The 15,324-nt window shown below is 62.4% G+C and carries 17 protein-coding genes; 14 read left to right on the forward strand and 3 right to left on the reverse strand.

What is annotated here, in order from left to right; all coding sequences use genetic code 11:
• The 12 genes from P7A97_RS04535 to P7A97_RS04590 all read left to right on the forward strand — a co-directional run.
• On the forward strand, nucleotides 1-443 hold a 443-nt coding region (locus tag P7A97_RS04535; RefSeq protein WP_277688761.1), incomplete at its 5' end, for a cbb3-type cytochrome c oxidase subunit I.
• On the forward strand, nucleotides 443-1,060 hold the full coding sequence (gene ccoO, locus P7A97_RS04540) for a cytochrome-c oxidase, cbb3-type subunit II (RefSeq protein WP_277688762.1): 618 nt from the start codon (nucleotides 443-445) through the stop codon (nucleotides 1,058-1,060). The genes P7A97_RS04535 and ccoO, both read left to right, overlap by 1 nt.
• 6 nt (nucleotides 1,061-1,066) lie before the next feature.
• Nucleotides 1,067-1,252 (forward strand): cbb3-type cytochrome c oxidase subunit 3, encoded by a 186-nt coding sequence (locus tag P7A97_RS04545; RefSeq protein WP_277688763.1) that lies wholly within the window; start codon nucleotides 1,067-1,069, stop codon nucleotides 1,250-1,252.
• Nucleotides 1,249-2,226: a cytochrome-c oxidase, cbb3-type subunit III gene (gene ccoP, locus P7A97_RS04550; protein WP_277688764.1), complete on the forward strand. Its 978-nt coding sequence runs from the start codon at nucleotides 1,249-1,251 to the stop codon at nucleotides 2,224-2,226. The genes P7A97_RS04545 and ccoP overlap by 4 nt, the downstream gene beginning before the upstream one ends.
• Nucleotides 2,227-2,360: 134 nt before the next feature.
• On the forward strand, nucleotides 2,361-3,776 hold the full coding sequence (gene ccoG / locus P7A97_RS04555) for a cytochrome c oxidase accessory protein CcoG (RefSeq protein WP_277688765.1): 1,416 nt from the start codon (nucleotides 2,361-2,363) through the stop codon (nucleotides 3,774-3,776).
• Between the two features lie 13 nt (nucleotides 3,777-3,789).
• The gene (locus tag P7A97_RS04560) at nucleotides 3,790-4,293 is read left to right on the forward strand and encodes a FixH family protein (protein WP_277688766.1); all 504 of its coding nucleotides are present in this window, start codon (nucleotides 3,790-3,792) and stop codon (nucleotides 4,291-4,293) included.
• A 12-nt stretch (nucleotides 4,294-4,305) separates the two neighbouring features.
• Nucleotides 4,306-6,711 carry a heavy metal translocating P-type ATPase gene (locus tag P7A97_RS04565; protein ID WP_277688767.1) on the forward strand — a complete coding sequence of 802 codons (2,406 nt, stop codon included), beginning with the start codon at nucleotides 4,306-4,308 and terminating at the stop codon, nucleotides 6,709-6,711.
• 49 nt (nucleotides 6,712-6,760) lie between these two features.
• Nucleotides 6,761-6,970 (forward strand): cbb3-type cytochrome oxidase assembly protein CcoS, encoded by a 210-nt coding sequence (ccoS, locus tag P7A97_RS04570; RefSeq protein ID WP_277688768.1) that lies wholly within the window; start codon nucleotides 6,761-6,763, stop codon nucleotides 6,968-6,970.
• Entirely contained in the window at nucleotides 6,963-7,646 is a 684-nt protein-coding gene (locus P7A97_RS04575; RefSeq protein ID WP_277688769.1) for a sulfite exporter TauE/SafE family protein, read from the forward strand. Before ccoS ends, P7A97_RS04575 begins: the two co-directional genes overlap by 8 nt.
• 144 nt (nucleotides 7,647-7,790) lie before the next feature.
• Nucleotides 7,791-9,173: an oxygen-independent coproporphyrinogen III oxidase gene (gene hemN / locus P7A97_RS04580; protein ID WP_277688770.1), complete on the forward strand. Its 1,383-nt coding sequence runs from the start codon at nucleotides 7,791-7,793 to the stop codon at nucleotides 9,171-9,173.
• A gap of 406 nt (nucleotides 9,174-9,579) precedes the next feature.
• Nucleotides 9,580-10,314, forward strand: coding sequence for a fumarate/nitrate reduction transcriptional regulator Fnr (fnr, locus tag P7A97_RS04585; protein ID WP_277688771.1), 735 nt, complete (start codon nucleotides 9,580-9,582; stop codon nucleotides 10,312-10,314).
• 37 nt (nucleotides 10,315-10,351) lie between these two features.
• Nucleotides 10,352-10,900 (forward strand): adenine phosphoribosyltransferase, encoded by a 549-nt coding sequence (locus tag P7A97_RS04590; protein WP_277688772.1) that lies wholly within the window; start codon nucleotides 10,352-10,354, stop codon nucleotides 10,898-10,900.
• 26 nt (nucleotides 10,901-10,926) lie between these two features.
• On the opposite strand, the gene P7A97_RS04595 is transcribed toward P7A97_RS04590, so the two are convergent.
• Nucleotides 10,927-12,132 (reverse strand): PilT/PilU family type 4a pilus ATPase, encoded by a 1,206-nt coding sequence (locus P7A97_RS04595; protein ID WP_277688773.1) that lies wholly within the window; start codon nucleotides 12,130-12,132, stop codon nucleotides 10,927-10,929.
• A 134-nt stretch (nucleotides 12,133-12,266) separates the two neighbouring features.
• Here P7A97_RS04595 and P7A97_RS04600 point away from each other — a divergent pair, with 134 nt between their 5' ends.
• Nucleotides 12,267-12,545, forward strand: coding sequence for a peptidylprolyl isomerase (locus P7A97_RS04600; RefSeq protein ID WP_277688774.1), 279 nt, complete (start codon nucleotides 12,267-12,269; stop codon nucleotides 12,543-12,545).
• A gap of 5 nt (nucleotides 12,546-12,550) precedes the next feature.
• On the opposite strand, the gene P7A97_RS04605 is transcribed toward P7A97_RS04600, so the two are convergent.
• Nucleotides 12,551-12,988 (reverse strand): YqaA family protein, encoded by a 438-nt coding sequence (locus tag P7A97_RS04605; protein ID WP_277688775.1) that lies wholly within the window; start codon nucleotides 12,986-12,988, stop codon nucleotides 12,551-12,553.
• 302 nt (nucleotides 12,989-13,290) lie between these two features.
• Entirely contained in the window at nucleotides 13,291-13,449 is a 159-nt protein-coding gene (locus P7A97_RS04610; protein WP_277688776.1) for a hypothetical protein, read from the reverse strand.
• Between the two features lie 280 nt (nucleotides 13,450-13,729).
• Between P7A97_RS04610 and P7A97_RS04615 the strand changes: the two genes are divergently transcribed.
• Nucleotides 13,730-15,316, forward strand: coding sequence for an ABC-F family ATPase (locus P7A97_RS04615; RefSeq protein WP_277688777.1), 1,587 nt, complete (start codon nucleotides 13,730-13,732; stop codon nucleotides 15,314-15,316).
• Nucleotides 15,317-15,324: the final 8 nt, after the last annotated feature.

The raw sequence follows: 15,324 nt of genomic DNA on the forward strand, positions 1-15,324 counted from the left end.
ACGCCCTGTCCCACTACACCGACTGGACCATCGGCCACGTACACGCCGGCGCCCTCGGCTGGGTAGCGATGATCTCCATCGGCTCGCTGTACCACCTGATTCCGAAGGTGTTCGGTCGCGAGCAGATGCACAGCATCGGCCTGATCAACGCCCACTTCTGGCTGGCCACCATCGGTACCGTGCTGTACATCGCCTCCATGTGGGTCAACGGCATCACCCAGGGCCTGATGTGGCGTGCAGTCAACGAAGACGGCACCCTCACCTACTCCTTCGTCGAAGCCCTCGAAGCCAGCCACCTCGGTTACATGGTCCGCGCCCTCGGCGGTGCGTTCTTCGTCACCGGCATGCTGCTGATGGCTTACAACACCTGGCGTACCGTGCGTGCCGCAGACAAGAGCAAGTACGACGCCGCTGCCCTGATTCCTGCTGAGGTGGCTCACTGATGGCCGGTAGCAAACACGAAATTTTCGAAAAGAACATCGGCCTGCTGGCCCTGTTCATGGTGATCGCCGTGAGCATCGGCGGTCTGACCCAGATCGTTCCGCTGTTCTTCCAGGACGTCACCAATACCCCGGTGGAAGGCATGAAGCCGCGCACCGCGCTGGAGCTGGAAGGTCGTGACATCTACATCCGCGAAGGCTGCGTTGGCTGTCACTCGCAGATGATCCGTCCGTTCCGTGCCGAAACCGAGCGCTACGGCCACTACTCCGTCGCTGGCGAAAGCGTTTGGGATCACCCCTTCCTGTGGGGTTCCAAGCGTACCGGCCCGGACCTGGCCCGCGTCGGCGGTCGCTACTCGGACGACTGGCACCGCGCCCACCTGTACAACCCGCGCAACGTAGTCCCGGAATCGAAGATGCCGGCCTACCCGTGGCTCGTAGAAAACAAGCTCGACGGCAAGCACACCGCTGCCAAGATGGAAGCCCTGCGTAGCCTTGGCGTTCCCTATACCGACGAAGACATCGCCGGTGCTCGCGAAGCCGTCAAGGGCAAGACCGAGATGGACGCCATGGTCGCCTACCTGCAAGGCCTGGGCACCGCTATCAAGAACAAACGGTAACGCATGATGGATATTGGGACGATTCGCGGCATCGGTACGGTCATAGTCTTCGTCGCCTTCATCGGCGTGGTGCTCTGGGCCTACAACAGCAAGCGCAAGAGCAGCTTCGACGAGGCAGCCAACCTGCCCTTCGCCGACGACGTCCCGGCCAGCAAGCGTGACGAGCAAGATTCTGGGAGCAATAAAGAATGACTCTGTTCTGGAGTATCTACATCAGCGTACTGAGCCTCGGCACCATCGTGGCTCTTACCGCGCTGCTCTTCGGCATTCGCAAGGGCCAGCGCTCTGATACCACCGAAGACACCGTCGGCCACTCCTTCGATGGCATCGAGGAGTTCGACAACCCACTGCCGAAGTGGTGGTTCATGCTGTTCGTGGCCACCATTGTCTTCGCCCTCGGCTACCTGGTTCTCTACCCGGGCCTGGGCAACTGGAAAGGTCTGCTGCCGGGCTACAACGAAGCCGGTGATGGCAAGCCCTTCGCCAGCGGCGAGCGTGGCTGGACTGGCGTGCACCAGTGGGAAAAGGAAATGGTCCGCGCCGACAAACAGTACGCGCCCATCTATGCCAAATACGCCCAGCTGCCGATCGAGGAAGTGGCCAAGGACGAGCAAGCCCTGAAAATGGGTGGCCGCCTGTTCGCGTCCAACTGCTCGGTATGCCACGGCTCCGACGCCAAGGGCGCCTATGGCTTCCCCAACCTGACCGACAACGAATGGCGTTGGGGCGGCTCGCCGGCCGATATTAAGCAGACCATCATCAACGGTCGCCACGGCATGATGCCGCCGCAAGGCCCAGCCATCGGCGAAGACGGCGTGCGCAACGTTGCCGCCTACGTGCTCACCGAGCTGGGAGGCCGTAAGTTGCCGGAAGGCGTGACTGCCGATATCGAAGCCGGCAAGCAGGTCTTCTCCACCACCTGCTTCGCCTGCCACGGTGCGGACGGCAAGGGCACCCCGAGCATGGGTGCGCCGAACCTGACCAACCCGAGCGCCTTCATCTACGGCAGCAGCTACGCTCAGCTGCAGCAGAGCATCCGTTACGGCCGCAGCGGCAACATGCCGGCACAGCTGCCGTACGTAGGTAGCGAAGACAAGGTGCACCTGCTGGCTGCTTACGTGTACAGCCTGTCGCATGGCAACACCGTCGAAGCCAGCGCCGAGTAAATGCTGCATCCGCCCGGACGCGACCGCCGGTCGCACCCGGGCAACGCTCGATCAGGCGTACCATAGTGCCGTGAAATTCTGACTCCGTCGGCAAGTATCGAGGGAGCACTCACCCAAGCCGTGGTACGACCCTGATGAGCGAACAGATCCCCGTCCGAAACATCACCCCTCCTCCGGCCAAAGGCAACGAAAGTTTCGACCTTTACGCCAGCCGCGAAAAAATCTATACCCGCGCCTTCACCGGCCTGTTTCGCAACCTGCGTCTCGGTGGCGGTGCCCTGCTGTTCCTCCTCTACTTCGGTACCGTCTGGCTCAACTGGAACGACCGTCAGGCCGTCTGGTGGAACCTGCCGGAACGTAAATTCTTTATCTTCGGCGCCACCTTCTGGCCGCAGGATTTCATCCTGCTCTCAGCGCTGCTGATCATCGCCGCCTTTGGCCTGTTCTTCATCACCGTGTTCGCCGGCCGCGTCTGGTGCGGCTATACCTGCCCGCAGAGCGTGTGGACCTGGATCTTCATGTGGTGCGAAAAGGTCACCGAGGGTGATCGCAACCAGCGCATGAAGCTGGACAAGGCCCCGATGAGCGCCAACAAGTTCGCTCGCAAGGCCGCCAAGCACAGCCTGTGGATTCTCATTGGCCTGGTTACCGGCCTGACTTTCGTCGGCTACTTCTCGCCGATCCGCGAGCTGATTCCCAACCTGCTGACCGGCGATGCCGATGGCTGGGCCTATTTCTGGGTCGGTTTCTTCACCCTGGCCACCTATGGCAACGCCGGCTGGCTACGCGAACAGGTGTGCATCTACATGTGCCCCTACGCACGCTTCCAAAGCGTGATGTTCGACCCCGACACGCTGATCGTCTCCTACGACCCACGGCGCGGCGAAAATCGTGGCCCGCGCAAGAAGACTGTCGACTACAAGGCCCAGGGCCTTGGCGACTGCATCGACTGCACCATGTGCGTCCAGGTCTGCCCTACCGGCATCGACATCCGTGATGGCCTGCAGATCGAATGCATCGGTTGCGCGGCCTGCATCGACGCCTGCGACAGCATCATGGACAAGATGGGCTATCCCAAGGGCCTGATCAGCTACACAACCGAACACAATCTTTCCGGGCAGAAGACCCACCTGTTGCGCCCACGCCTGATAGGCTACGCCGTCGCCCTGGTGGCGATGATCTCGCTCTTCATCTGGGCCATCGCCAGCCGCTCGCTGGTGGAGATCGACGTGCTCAAGGATCGCGTGCTGTATCGCGAGAACGAAATGGGACATGTCGAGAACGTCTACACCGTGAAGCTGATGAACAAGGCCCAGCGCGACCTGACCTACCTGATCTCCGTCGAAGGCATCGACGGCCTCGAGTACGAAGGCAAGCGCGAGATTAAGGCAATGGCCGGCGAAGTGCTGTCGATCCCAGTGGAACTGTCCATCGAGCCGGAGAAATTGCCCTCCAGCGCCAACGAAATCGTGTTCCGGGTCAAGGCCCTGGAAGATCCATCCATAGAGAGCGACGCCGACAGCCGATTCATCGGCCCGAGCGTGCGCTGAACAAGGTTATCCCATGTCGTCGCAACAGCCTCAGGCCAACCCCTGGTACAAAGAAGTCTGGCCCTGGTTCATTCTTGGCATCCTCGGTCTTTCCGTGGTGCTTGGCACCAGCATGCTGGTGATTGCCACCAAGAACCCACCGGGGTTGCTGTCAGACAACTATTACGATGTCGGCAAAGGCATCAATACCTCGCTTGAGCGCGAAGAGCTGGCCGAGCGACTCAAGCTCATGGCCGACTTCACGCTGGACAACGAGCGAGGCACTGTCGCCCTGCAGCTGCAGGGCTACAGCAACCCGCCGCAACTGGTACTCAACTTCATCTCGCCGACCCAGCCCGAACGCGACCGCCGTGTGGTGCTGCAGGCCCAGGCAGACGGCAGCTACACTGGCAATCTGCTGGACGCCGTCGAGGGCCGCCGTTTCGTCGAGCTGATCGGCCAGGAAGGTGGCAAGGACTGGCGCCTGTTTGAGGAGAAGCAACTGGCTAGCGGCCAGCGCTTCCATCTCGGCGAGTAAGCATCTGCACGCATGAGCAGCCCCCTTCCCTGCTACCACTGCGGTTTGCCGGTACCTGCCGACAGCCGCTTCGAAGCCCAGGTACTCGGTGCGCCTCGGGCCTTCTGCTGCCCAGGCTGCCAGGCGGTGGCGGAAGCCATCGTCGCCGGTGGCCTGGATGCGTACTACCGCCAGCGCAGCGATAACGCGATCAATCCCCAGGCGTTGCCCAAAGCCCTGCCGGACGAACTGGCGCTGTATGACCGCGACGAGGTGCAACAGGATTTCGTCCAGCATCAAGGAGAGCTGAGTGAAACCCGCCTGCTGATCGAGGGCATCAGCTGTGCCGCCTGTGGCTGGCTGATCGAGAAACACCTGCGCGCGTTGCCGGGCGTGGCGGAAGCCAATCTCAATCTGTCCAACCAGCGCCTGCAGGTGCGCTGGGCCGACAGCCAGCTCCCGCTCAGTCAGCTGCTCGCCGAATTGCGCCGCATCGGCTACGCCGGCCACCCCTGGCAGGAAGACGAGGCCAGCGCACGCCTGGCCGAGGAGAACCGCCGTTCGATGCGCCAGATCGGTGTCGCCGGTCTGCTGTGGCTGCAGGTGATGATGGCGACCATGGCCACCTGGCCGGAGGTCAACGTCGACCTCTCGCCCGAGCTGGACATGATCCTGCGCTGGACCAGCCTGTTCCTTACCACGCCCATCGTCTTCTACTGCTGCGGCCAGTTCTTCCGCGGTGCCCTGCGCGACTTGCGCACCCGCCACCTAACCATGGACGTGTCGGTGTCGCTGGCCATCGGCGGCGCCTACGTGGCCGGCATCTGGTCCACCGTCACCGGCGATGGCGAGTTGTATTTCGATGCGGTCGGCATGTTTGCCCTGTTCCTCCTCGCCGGCCGCTACCTGGAACGCCGTGCCCGCGAACGTACCGCAGCGGCCACGGCGCAGCTGGTCAGCCTGCTGCCACCCTCCTGCCTGCGCCTGGACGCCAGCGGCCAGAGCCAGCGTGTGCTGCTGCGCGAGCTGGCCGTCGGTGACCGTGTGCTGGTACCGCCAGGCGCGCAGCTGCCGGCAGACGGCCGCATTGTTACGGGCCAATCCAGCGTCGACGAATCGCTGCTGACCGGCGAATACCTGCCACTGCCGCGTGGCGAGGGCGACACGGTGACTGCCGGCACCCTCAACGTTGAAGGCCCGCTGACCATCGAAGTCCAGGCCCTGGGTAGCGACACCCGCCTTTCCGCCATCGTCCGCCTGCTGGAGCGCGCCCAGGCGGACAAACCGCGAATGGCCGAGCTGGCAGATCGCGTGGCCCAGTGGTTTCTGCTGATCGTCCTGGCTTTCGCCGCGGTGATCGGCCTGGTCTGGTGGCAGATCGACCACGAGCGGGCGTTCTGGATCGTTCTCGCCCTGCTGGTCGCCACCTGCCCCTGCGCCCTGTCGTTGGCGACGCCGACGGCGCTGACCACCGCCACCGGCAGCCTGCACAAGCTCGGCCTGCTGCTCACGCGCGGCCACGTACTGGAGGGGCTGAAGCAGATCGACACGGTGATCTTCGACAAGACCGGCACCCTGAGCGAAGGCCGCCTGACCCTGGAACGCATCGAGACCCTGCGCGAGCTGGACTCCGATAGCTGTCTGGCCCTGGCCGCCGCGCTGGAACACGGCTCCGAGCACCCCATTGCCCGCGCCTTCGGCCACAGCAACCGCGGTGCAGAGCAACTGGCAAGCGAACCCGGCCAGGGCCTGGAGGGCGTGGTCGACGGCCGCCGTATGCGTATCGGCCAGCCGGGCTACGTCGCCGCCCTGGCCAAACGCCAAGCACCAACCATTCCCGGTGAGCGCGGCCAGTGGTTGCTGCTGGGCGATGAGCGCGGTCCACTGGCCTGGTTCGTTCTCAACGACCGACTGCGTGACGATGCACCGGAGCTGATCGCAGCCTGTCGCGCGCAGGGCTGGGACATCATCCTGCTCTCCGGCGACAGCTCGCCCATGGTCGGCGAAGTCGCCCGCCAGCTCGGCATCGCCGATGCCCGCGGCGGACTGACACCGGACGCCAAACTGGCCGTGCTCAAGGACCTGCACGAGCGCGGCCATCGTGTACTGATGCTCGGTGACGGGGTCAACGATGTGCCGGTGCTGGCCGGGGCCGACATAAGCGTGGCCATGGGCAGCGCCACTGACCTGGCCAAGACCAGCGCCGATGCGGTATTGCTGTCGAATCGCCTGAGCAGCCTGGTACAGGCCTTCACTCTGGCCAGGCGCACCCGTCGCATCATCGTCGAGAACCTCAGCTGGGCGACTCTGTACAATGGCCTGGTGCTGCCGTTCGCCGCCATCGGCTGGGTGACCCCGCTGTGGGCGGCGGTCGGCATGTCGGTCAGTTCGCTGCTGGTAGTACTGAACGCCCTGCGCCTGGCCCGCGTGCAGTGCTGATGTCGCCGCTGCGACCTCGCGCCTGCGCCGTGTAAATCCCGGAGCCCCCATGTCCGCCATCTACATCCTCATCCCCATCGCCGTCGTCCTGGTTGGCATCGCCATCTGGATATTCTTCTGGGCGGTGGACAGCGGCCAGTACGATGACCTGGACGGCCCGGCCCACAGCATCTTGTTCGACGACGAAGACCCACAGCACAAGGCGGGGATCGTCGAAGCCGACCAGCAGAACGAGTCGAAGGACGAGCCACGTGCCTGAACTGCTACCGCAGCTGCTGTCCGCGCTGATCCTCGGCGTACTTGGCGGTGGCCATTGTCTGGGCATGTGCGGTGGTTTGATGGGTGCCCTGACCCTGGCCATTCCACCGGAACAGCGTGCACGCCGTTTTCGCCTGCTGCTGGCCTATAACCTCGGTCGCATTCTCAGCTATGCAACCGCTGGGCTAGTGATTGGTATCGCTGGCTGGGCAGTGGCCAGCAGCCCGGCAGCCATGATCTTGCGGGTAGTTGCCGGCCTGCTACTGATCGCCATGGGCCTGTACCTAGCGGGCTGGTGGAGCGGCCTGACCCGCATCGAGGCCCTCGGTCGCCATCTGTGGCGCCATCTGCAACCCGTCGCCAGCCGCCTGATGCCCGTCAGCAGCCTGCCGCGTGCACTGTTGCTCGGCGCCATCTGGGGCTGGCTGCCCTGTGGCCTGGTCTACAGCACCTTGCTTTGGGCCTCCAGCCAGGGCTCGCCGGCCGACAGTGCGGCGCTGATGCTGGCCTTCGGCTTCGGCACCTGGCCGGTCCTGCTGGCGACCGGCATGGCCGCCGAACGGATCACCTCCCTGTTGCGTCAACGCGGCGTGCGTATCGCAGGCGGCCTTCTGGTGATTCTTTTCGGCATTTGGACGCTACCAGGCCCGCATCAACATTGGCTGATGGGGCACTGATCCACCGCCCCAGCAGCCTCGGCCACTGCGCTCAGCCCCACCCGACGGCCCTAACCGGCAAAGCCACGACAGCCTGACGCAGATCAAAAGCCGCCCGCAGCCCATTCCCTAGACTGGCCACACTGTCACTCTAGGGGTTTTCCAATGCTCGATGCCATCCACTGGGACGCCGACCTGATCCGCCGTCACGACCGGCCGGGCCCACGCTACACCTCCTACCCCACCGCCGTGCAATTTCACGAGCAAATTGGCTCCTTCGACCTGCTGCACGCCCTGCGCGACAGCCGCAAGGCGCTTCGGCCGCTCTCGCTCTACGTGCACGTGCCCTTCTGCGCCAACATCTGCTACTACTGCGCCTGCAACAAGGTCATCACCAAGGACCGCGGCCGTGCCCAGCCCTATCTGGACCGGCTGATGCAGGAAATCACCCTGATGTCCCGCCACCTGGACCAGCGCCAGGTGGTCGAGCAGCTGCATTTCGGTGGCGGCACACCGACCTTTCTCAGCCATGACGAACTGCGCCGCCTGCTGGAGCACCTGCGCCAGAGCTTCAACCTGCTGGACGACGATAGCGGCGACTACGGTATCGAGATCGACCCGCGCGAGGCAGACTGGTCGACCATGGGTCTGCTCCGCGAGCTGGGCTTCAACCGCGTCAGCCTGGGCGTGCAGGACCTCGATCCGGACGTACAGCGCGCCATCAACCGCCTGCAATCACTGGAGCAGACACGCGCCATCGTCGAAGCGGCGCATACCCTGCAGTTTCGCTCGATAAACATCGACCTGATCTACGGGCTGCCCCTGCAGACACCGGAGCGCTTCGCCCGTACCGTGGCCGAAGTCATCGCCCTGCAGCCGGATCGCCTGTCGGTATTCAACTACGCCCACCTGCCCGAACGCTTCATGCCCCAGCGCAGGATCAACGAAAACGACTTGCCCAGCCCTGCGCAGAAACTGGAGATGTTGCACCGCAGCATCGAGCAGCTAACCGCCGCCGGCTACCGCTACATCGGCATGGATCACTTCGCCCTGCCCGACGACGAGCTGGCCATGGCCCAGGAAGACGGCACCTTACAGCGCAATTTCCAGGGTTATACCACCCACGGCCACTGCGATCTGATCGGCCTCGGCGTGTCCGCCATCAGCCAGGTTGGCGACCTCTATTGCCAGAACAGCAGCGATTTAAGCGACTACCAGCAAAGCCTGGCCAACGGCCAGCTAGCTACGCGGCGCGGCCTGCACTGCAACGATGACGACCGTATCCGTCGTGCCGTGATTCAGGCACTGATCTGTGAGTTCGAACTGGATTTCGGCGACATAGAGCAGCGCTTCGCCATCGACTTTCGCACCTATTTCGCGAGCATCTGGCCACAGCTGGAGCAACTGTCCCGCGATGGCCTGATCGACCTCGGCGAACAGGGCATCGACGTCCGTCCTGGTGGACGCCTGCTGGTGCGCTCGCTATGCATGCTGTTCGATCACTACCTCGAGCAGCAGAATCTGCAGCGCTTTTCTCGGGTGATATGACCACAGCGATGCCGGTATCAGCGCCTGCCAGCCCACCTGCATAGGCTGGCTGCGCTGAGTTGCCTCCTCCAGTGCCGCCAACACAGATCCGCGCGCCCGCATGAGGCGTGGATCCATGCTGGCATCGACGGCAAGCACCTGCCACTCGGCTTTCCTCCCGGCAATGTGCTGGCGAAGTACGCGAATCCACTTGAGGACCTACTTGATATCGTCCGGCAGGCCGGCCTCTCCGAGGCCCTCGCTCTTGCGCCTGAGGGCGCCGCTCTAGCGGACTCGGACAACCTCGGTGGCAGAGAAAAAACCTGAGCCAATAGTCAGCGCCTTTTCCACCATGGTCGCTCTGGCCTGAGCGTGAGCCCTGGGTTAACCTTTAACTTTGTGCGTGATTGTCACTCAGGGATCTCCAATGTCAGAAATCATCAAGCTGCACAGCCCGCACCAGGCACACTGCAAGGACTGCAGCCTGGCCGCACTATGCCTGCCGCTGTCGCTGAACCTGGAAGACATGGATGCCCTGGACAGCATCGTCAAACGCGGTCGCCCGCTGAAAAAGGGCGAATACCTATTCCGCCAGGGCGATGCCTTCGACTCGGTGTTCGCCGTACGGGCTGGGGCCTTGAAAACCTTCACCCTGAGCGACGGTGGCGAAGAGCAGATCACCGGCTTCCACCTGCCCAGCGAACTGGTCGGCTTGTCCGGCGTCGATACCGAACTCTACCCGGTATCCGCCCAAGCCCTGGAAACCACCTCGATCTGTGAGATTCCCTTCGAACGTCTGGATGATCTGTCCGTTCAGCTGCCACAACTGCGCCGCCAGCTGATGCGCGTGATGAGCCGTGAAATTCGCGACGACCAGCAGATGATGCTGCTGCTCTCCAAGAAGACCGCCGACGAGCGCATCGCCACCTTCCTGGTCAACCTGTCCGCCCGTTTCCGCGCTCGCGGCTTCTCGGCCAACCAGTTCCGCCTGGCCATGTCGCGCAATGAAGTGGGTAATTACCTGGGCCTGGCGGTGGAAACCGTGTCACGGGTATTCACCCGTTTTCAGCAGAACGGCCTGATCGAAGCCGAAGGCAAGGAAGTGCACATTCTCGACCCCATCGAGCTATGCGCCCTGGCCGGCGGTAGCATGCCAGAGTAGCCTGACGACACACACTCACCCCACCCAGGAGCCGTCGATGATCTTCGATGAATTCACTATCAAATCGTTGATCCGTCCTGTTCCGGACTTCCCCAAACCCGGCGTGGTGTTTCGCGATATCACCCCGCTGTTCCAGTCTCCCCGGGCTCAGCGCATGGTGGCGGACAGCTTTATCCAGCGCTATGTGGAGGCAGACTTCAGCCATATTGCCGCCATGGACGCACGCGGCTTCCTGATCGGCTCGGTGATCGCCTACGAGCTGAACAAGCCACTGATCCTGTTCCGCAAGCAAGGCAAACTGCCAGCCGAAGTGATTGCCGAGAGCTACCAGACCGAGTACGGCGAAGCCCTGCTGGAAGTGCACACCGACAGCCTATGCGAAGGCGACCGGGTGCTGATCTTCGATGACTTGATCGCCACCGGCGGCACCCTGCTGGCCGCCGCCCGCCTGATCAAGCGCCTCGGAGCCCAGGTGCACGAGGCTGCCGCCATCATCGACCTGCCCGAACTGGGCGGCTCGCGAAAACTGCAGGACATGGGCATTCCCACGTTCAGCCTGACAGCCTTCGCGCTCGACGAGCGTTAAGCGCTCACAACACCAAGGCCCGCTAGTCAGATCCCCGGCCGACCAGGGTCTTCCGGCGGGGCGTCCTCCTCGATGTCCTCCAGTTTCAACTCCATCGCCCAGTTTGCGGGTGAGGCTGCAGGCGCTGCCTGCGGTGCAGCAACCGCGGCCGGGGCGGCCTGAGCCGCCGGATTGTCCTTGTACAGCTTGAGCTTGAGGCGCACGTTGTTGGCCGAGTCGGCGTTCTTCACTGCCTCTTCTTCATCGATAGCTCCTTCGTGCACCAGGTCGATCAGCGCCTGGTCAAAGGTCTGCATACCGAGGTTCTTCGATTTCTCCATGATTTCTTTCAGCTCGGAGAACTCGTTGCGCTTGATCAGATCACGCACCGTTGGAGTACCCAGCATCACCTCCACGGCGGCGCGGCGCTTGCCGTCGAGGGTTTTGACCAGGCGCTGGGAAACGAAGGCGCGCAGGTTGTTGCCCAGATCGTTGAGCAACTGCGGGCGGCGCTCCTCGGGGAAGAAGTTGATGATGCGGTCCAGCGCCTGGTTGGCATTGTTGGCATGCAGCGTGGAAATGGCCAGGTGGCCCGTATCGGCGAAGGCCAGGGCGTGCTCCATGGTCTCGCGGTCACGGATCTCGCCGATCAGGATCACATCCGGCGCCTGGCGCAGGGTGTTCTTCAACGCCGCATGGAAGCTGCGGGTATCCACGCCGACTTCACGCTGATTGATGATCGACTTCTTGTGCCGGTGCACGTACTCCACCGGGTCCTCGATGGTGATGATGTGCCCGCCGCTGTTGCGATTGCGGTAATCGATCAGCGCCGCCAGGGAGGTCGACTTGCCCGAGCCGGTGCCGCCGACGAACAACACCAGGCCACGCTTTTCCATCACCGTTTTGAGCAGCACTTCAGGCAACTTGAGATCCTCGAACTTGGGGATCTCCATCTTGATGTTGCGCGCAACGATGGAGACCTCGTTACGCTGCTTGAAAATGTTGATACGGAAACGACCGACGTTGGGCACCGAGATGGCCAGGTTCATCTCCAGTTCTTTCTCGAACTCGACGCGCTGCTCGGCATCCATCACCCCGGCCGCAATGGCGGCCACGTCACCCGGCTTGAGCGGCTCCTGACTGAGCGGCTTGAGCACCCCATTGAACTTGGCGCAGGGCGGAGCCCCGGTCGACAGGTAGAGGTCGGAACCGTCCTGGCTGGCCAGAATTTTCAGCATATGAGTGAGGTCCATCGGCGCGCTTCCATCGAGGTGGAGTTAACAAGGTAGGCCAGCTTTACCGAGCTTATAAGCCTGAAAAATGACGCCATTCTGATGGCGCCTGGAATGCTGGCACAATAGCGCCCTCGCAAAATGAGGAATCCATCATGCCCAAGGCCATGGCACGCCACATCCTGGTCAAGACCGAAGCAGAAGCAGCCGCCCTGAAGAGGCGCATCGCCGCCGGCGAAGCCTTCGATGTGCTGGCAAAGAAGCACTCCACCTGCCCCTCTGGCAAGAAAGGTGGCGATCTGGGTGAAGTTCGCCCCGGACAGATGGTCCGCGCAGTCGATCAAGTGATCTTCAAGAAAGCCCTGCGCGAGGTTCACGGGCCGGTGAAGACCCAGTTCGGCTATCACCTGATTCAGGTGTTCTATCGAGACTGAAGCCGTCAGAACCAGGCCAGGGTAAGCGCCGCCAGAACCAGATAACGCGCGAACTTGGCCAGTGTCACCAGCAGCAGGAAGCTCCACCAGGGCTCACGCATCACACCCGCCACCAGGGTCAGCGGGTCACCAATGATTGGCACCCAGCTCAACAGTAGCGTCCAGCGCCCATAGCGACGATACCGGGTCTTGGCCCATGCCAGCCGCTGATCGCTCACGGGAAACCAGCGCCGGTCATGAAAGCGTTCGATACCCCGCCCCAGCGCCGCGTTCAGCACGGAACCCAGCACATTGCCGACGCTGGCAACCAGCAACAAGCCGGCCACCGGCTGATCGCCCCGGAGCAGCAGCCCCACCAGCACCGCCTCTGATTGCAAGGGCAACAGGCTCGCGGCACCGAAAGCCGACAGAAACAGGCCGAGATACAGGGATAGTTCGAACAAAACCGCCTCGCGTAGGCAAAACCGGAATGCCTTATAGCCGAGCCACGAACAGAAACGAAGTCTTTGCGATAGCTGTACATAGGGTGCAGGCGGTCACAAAGGCCTTCACTGCACCGCCATGCCCTCTGGCCACCTGCACATCCGCCATTCCCGCACCTGAACAGTCCGACCTCGTGGCGAAACCAACCTGCTTCTCACCCGGAACCACCTGTTCAACCCAACCCTCCGTTCTCCGAGAGCAGCTAGCCAACCTACTGAAACTGGCTCAGGGGTACGATACCGAAGCCTCAACTGACCCAAACTCAGGCCTGACGGTCCAGAAGCAAAGCACCGGTGTCGAGCAAGACAGGTTGGGCGCGCTGTGACGGCACAACCTGATCTGCATGCTCCGCGAATGACAGGGTTGAAAAATAAGTGCTCAAGGCAGCGGTGTAGAAAATGGCGAAGGCAATGGCTTTCATGATTCGGGCTCCTGAAGCTGCGTGACTGAATCCACGCCTTCACTATCGCCACCCGCCTTCTGATTAAAAAATCATCACCATCAATAGTGCCCATCATCATTGAATTATTATCGTAATTTTAAAGAGATTAACCCCTCTCACCGCCCCATCTCACCGCCAGAGCGCGCCGCAGTACAGGCAAACCGTCCGCCAGCCCTGTCGAATCCATGCCAATCCCTCTACAATGCGCCCCCTTTCGGGTGCCCTCCGCCCTCACCCTCTCTACTTGCAGGACCGTGCCGTGATCTCCACCGCCAACATCACCATGCAGTTCGGCGCCAAGCCGCTGTTCGAGAACGTCTCCGTCAAATTCAACAACGGCAATCGCTACGGTCTGATCGGCGCCAATGGCTGCGGCAAGTCGACGTTCATGAAGATCCTCGGTGGCGATCTGGAACCCTCCGCGGGTCAGGTGATGCTCGAGCCCAACGTGCGCCTGGGCAAGCTGCGCCAGGACCAGTTCGCCTACGAAGAGTTCAGCGTGATCGACACCGTGATCATGGGCCACGTCGAATTGTGGAAGGTCAAGGCCGAACGCGACCGCATCTATTCGCTGCCGGAGATGAGCGAAGAGGACGGCATGAAGGTCGGTGAACTGGAGGGCGAGTTCGCTGAAATGGACGGCTACACCGCCGAATCCCGCGCTGGCGAGCTGTTGCTCGGCTTGGGCATTCCGCTGGAACAGCACTTCGGCCCGATGAGCGAAGTGGCCCCGGGCTGGAAGCTGCGCGTCCTGCTGGCCCAGGCGCTGTTCTCCGACCCGGAAGTGCTGCTGCTGGACGAACCGACCAACCACCTGGATATCAACACCATCCGCTGGCTGGAAAACATCCTGGTGCAGCGCAACAGCACCATGATCATCATTTCCCACGACCGTCACTTCCTCAACTCGGTCTGCACACACATGGCCGACCTGGACTACGGCGAGCTGCGCCTGTTCCCGGGCAACTACGACGAGTACATGACCGCCTCGACCCAGGCCCGCGAGCGCCTGCTGGCCGATAACGCCAAGAAGAAGGCACAGATCGCCGAGCTGCAGACCTTCGTCAGCCGATTCTCGGCCAACGCCTCAAAGGCCAAGCAGGCCACCAGCCGCGCCAAGCAGATCGACAAGATCCAGCTGGAAGAGGTCAAGCCGTCCAGCCGCGTCAGCCCGTTCATCCGCTTCGACCAGAACAAGAAGCTGCATCGCCAGGCCGTGACCCTGGAGAAAATCTCCAAGGCCTTCGACGACAAGGTGTTGTTCAAGAACTTCAGCGTACAGATCGAGGCCGGCGAGCGCGTGGCCATTATCGGTCCCAACGGTATCGGCAAGACCACCCTGCTGCGCACCCTGGTCGGCGAAATGACGCCAGACAGCGGCGCCGTTAAATGGACCGACAGCGCCGAGGTCGGCTACTACGCCCAGGACCATGCCCACGACTTCGAGGCCGACGAAACCCTGTTCGAATGGATGGGCCAGTGGACCACCGGTGAGCAGAACATCCGCGCCGCTCTGGGCCGCATGCTGTTCTCTTCCGATGAGATCCAGAAGTCGGTCAAGGTACTTTCCGGTGGTGAACAAGGCCGCATGCTGTTCGGCAAGCTGGCCTGCCAGAAACCCAATGTGCTGGTGATGGACGAGCCGACCAACCACCTGGACATGGAGTCCATCGAAGCACTCAACCTGGCACTGGAAAACTACCCAGGCACGCTGATCTTCGTCAGCCACGATCGCGAGTTCGTCTCCTCGCTGGCTACCCGCATCATCGAGCTGTCCGACAGCGGCGTGACCGACTTCAGCGGCAGCTATGACGACTACCTGCGCAGCCAGGGCGTCATCGTCTAAAGCCGCGC

Origin of the sequence: Pseudomonas sp. GOM6, from assembly GCF_029537485.1 — a bacterium.
Lineage (GTDB): Bacteria > Pseudomonadota > Gammaproteobacteria > Pseudomonadales > Pseudomonadaceae > Aquipseudomonas.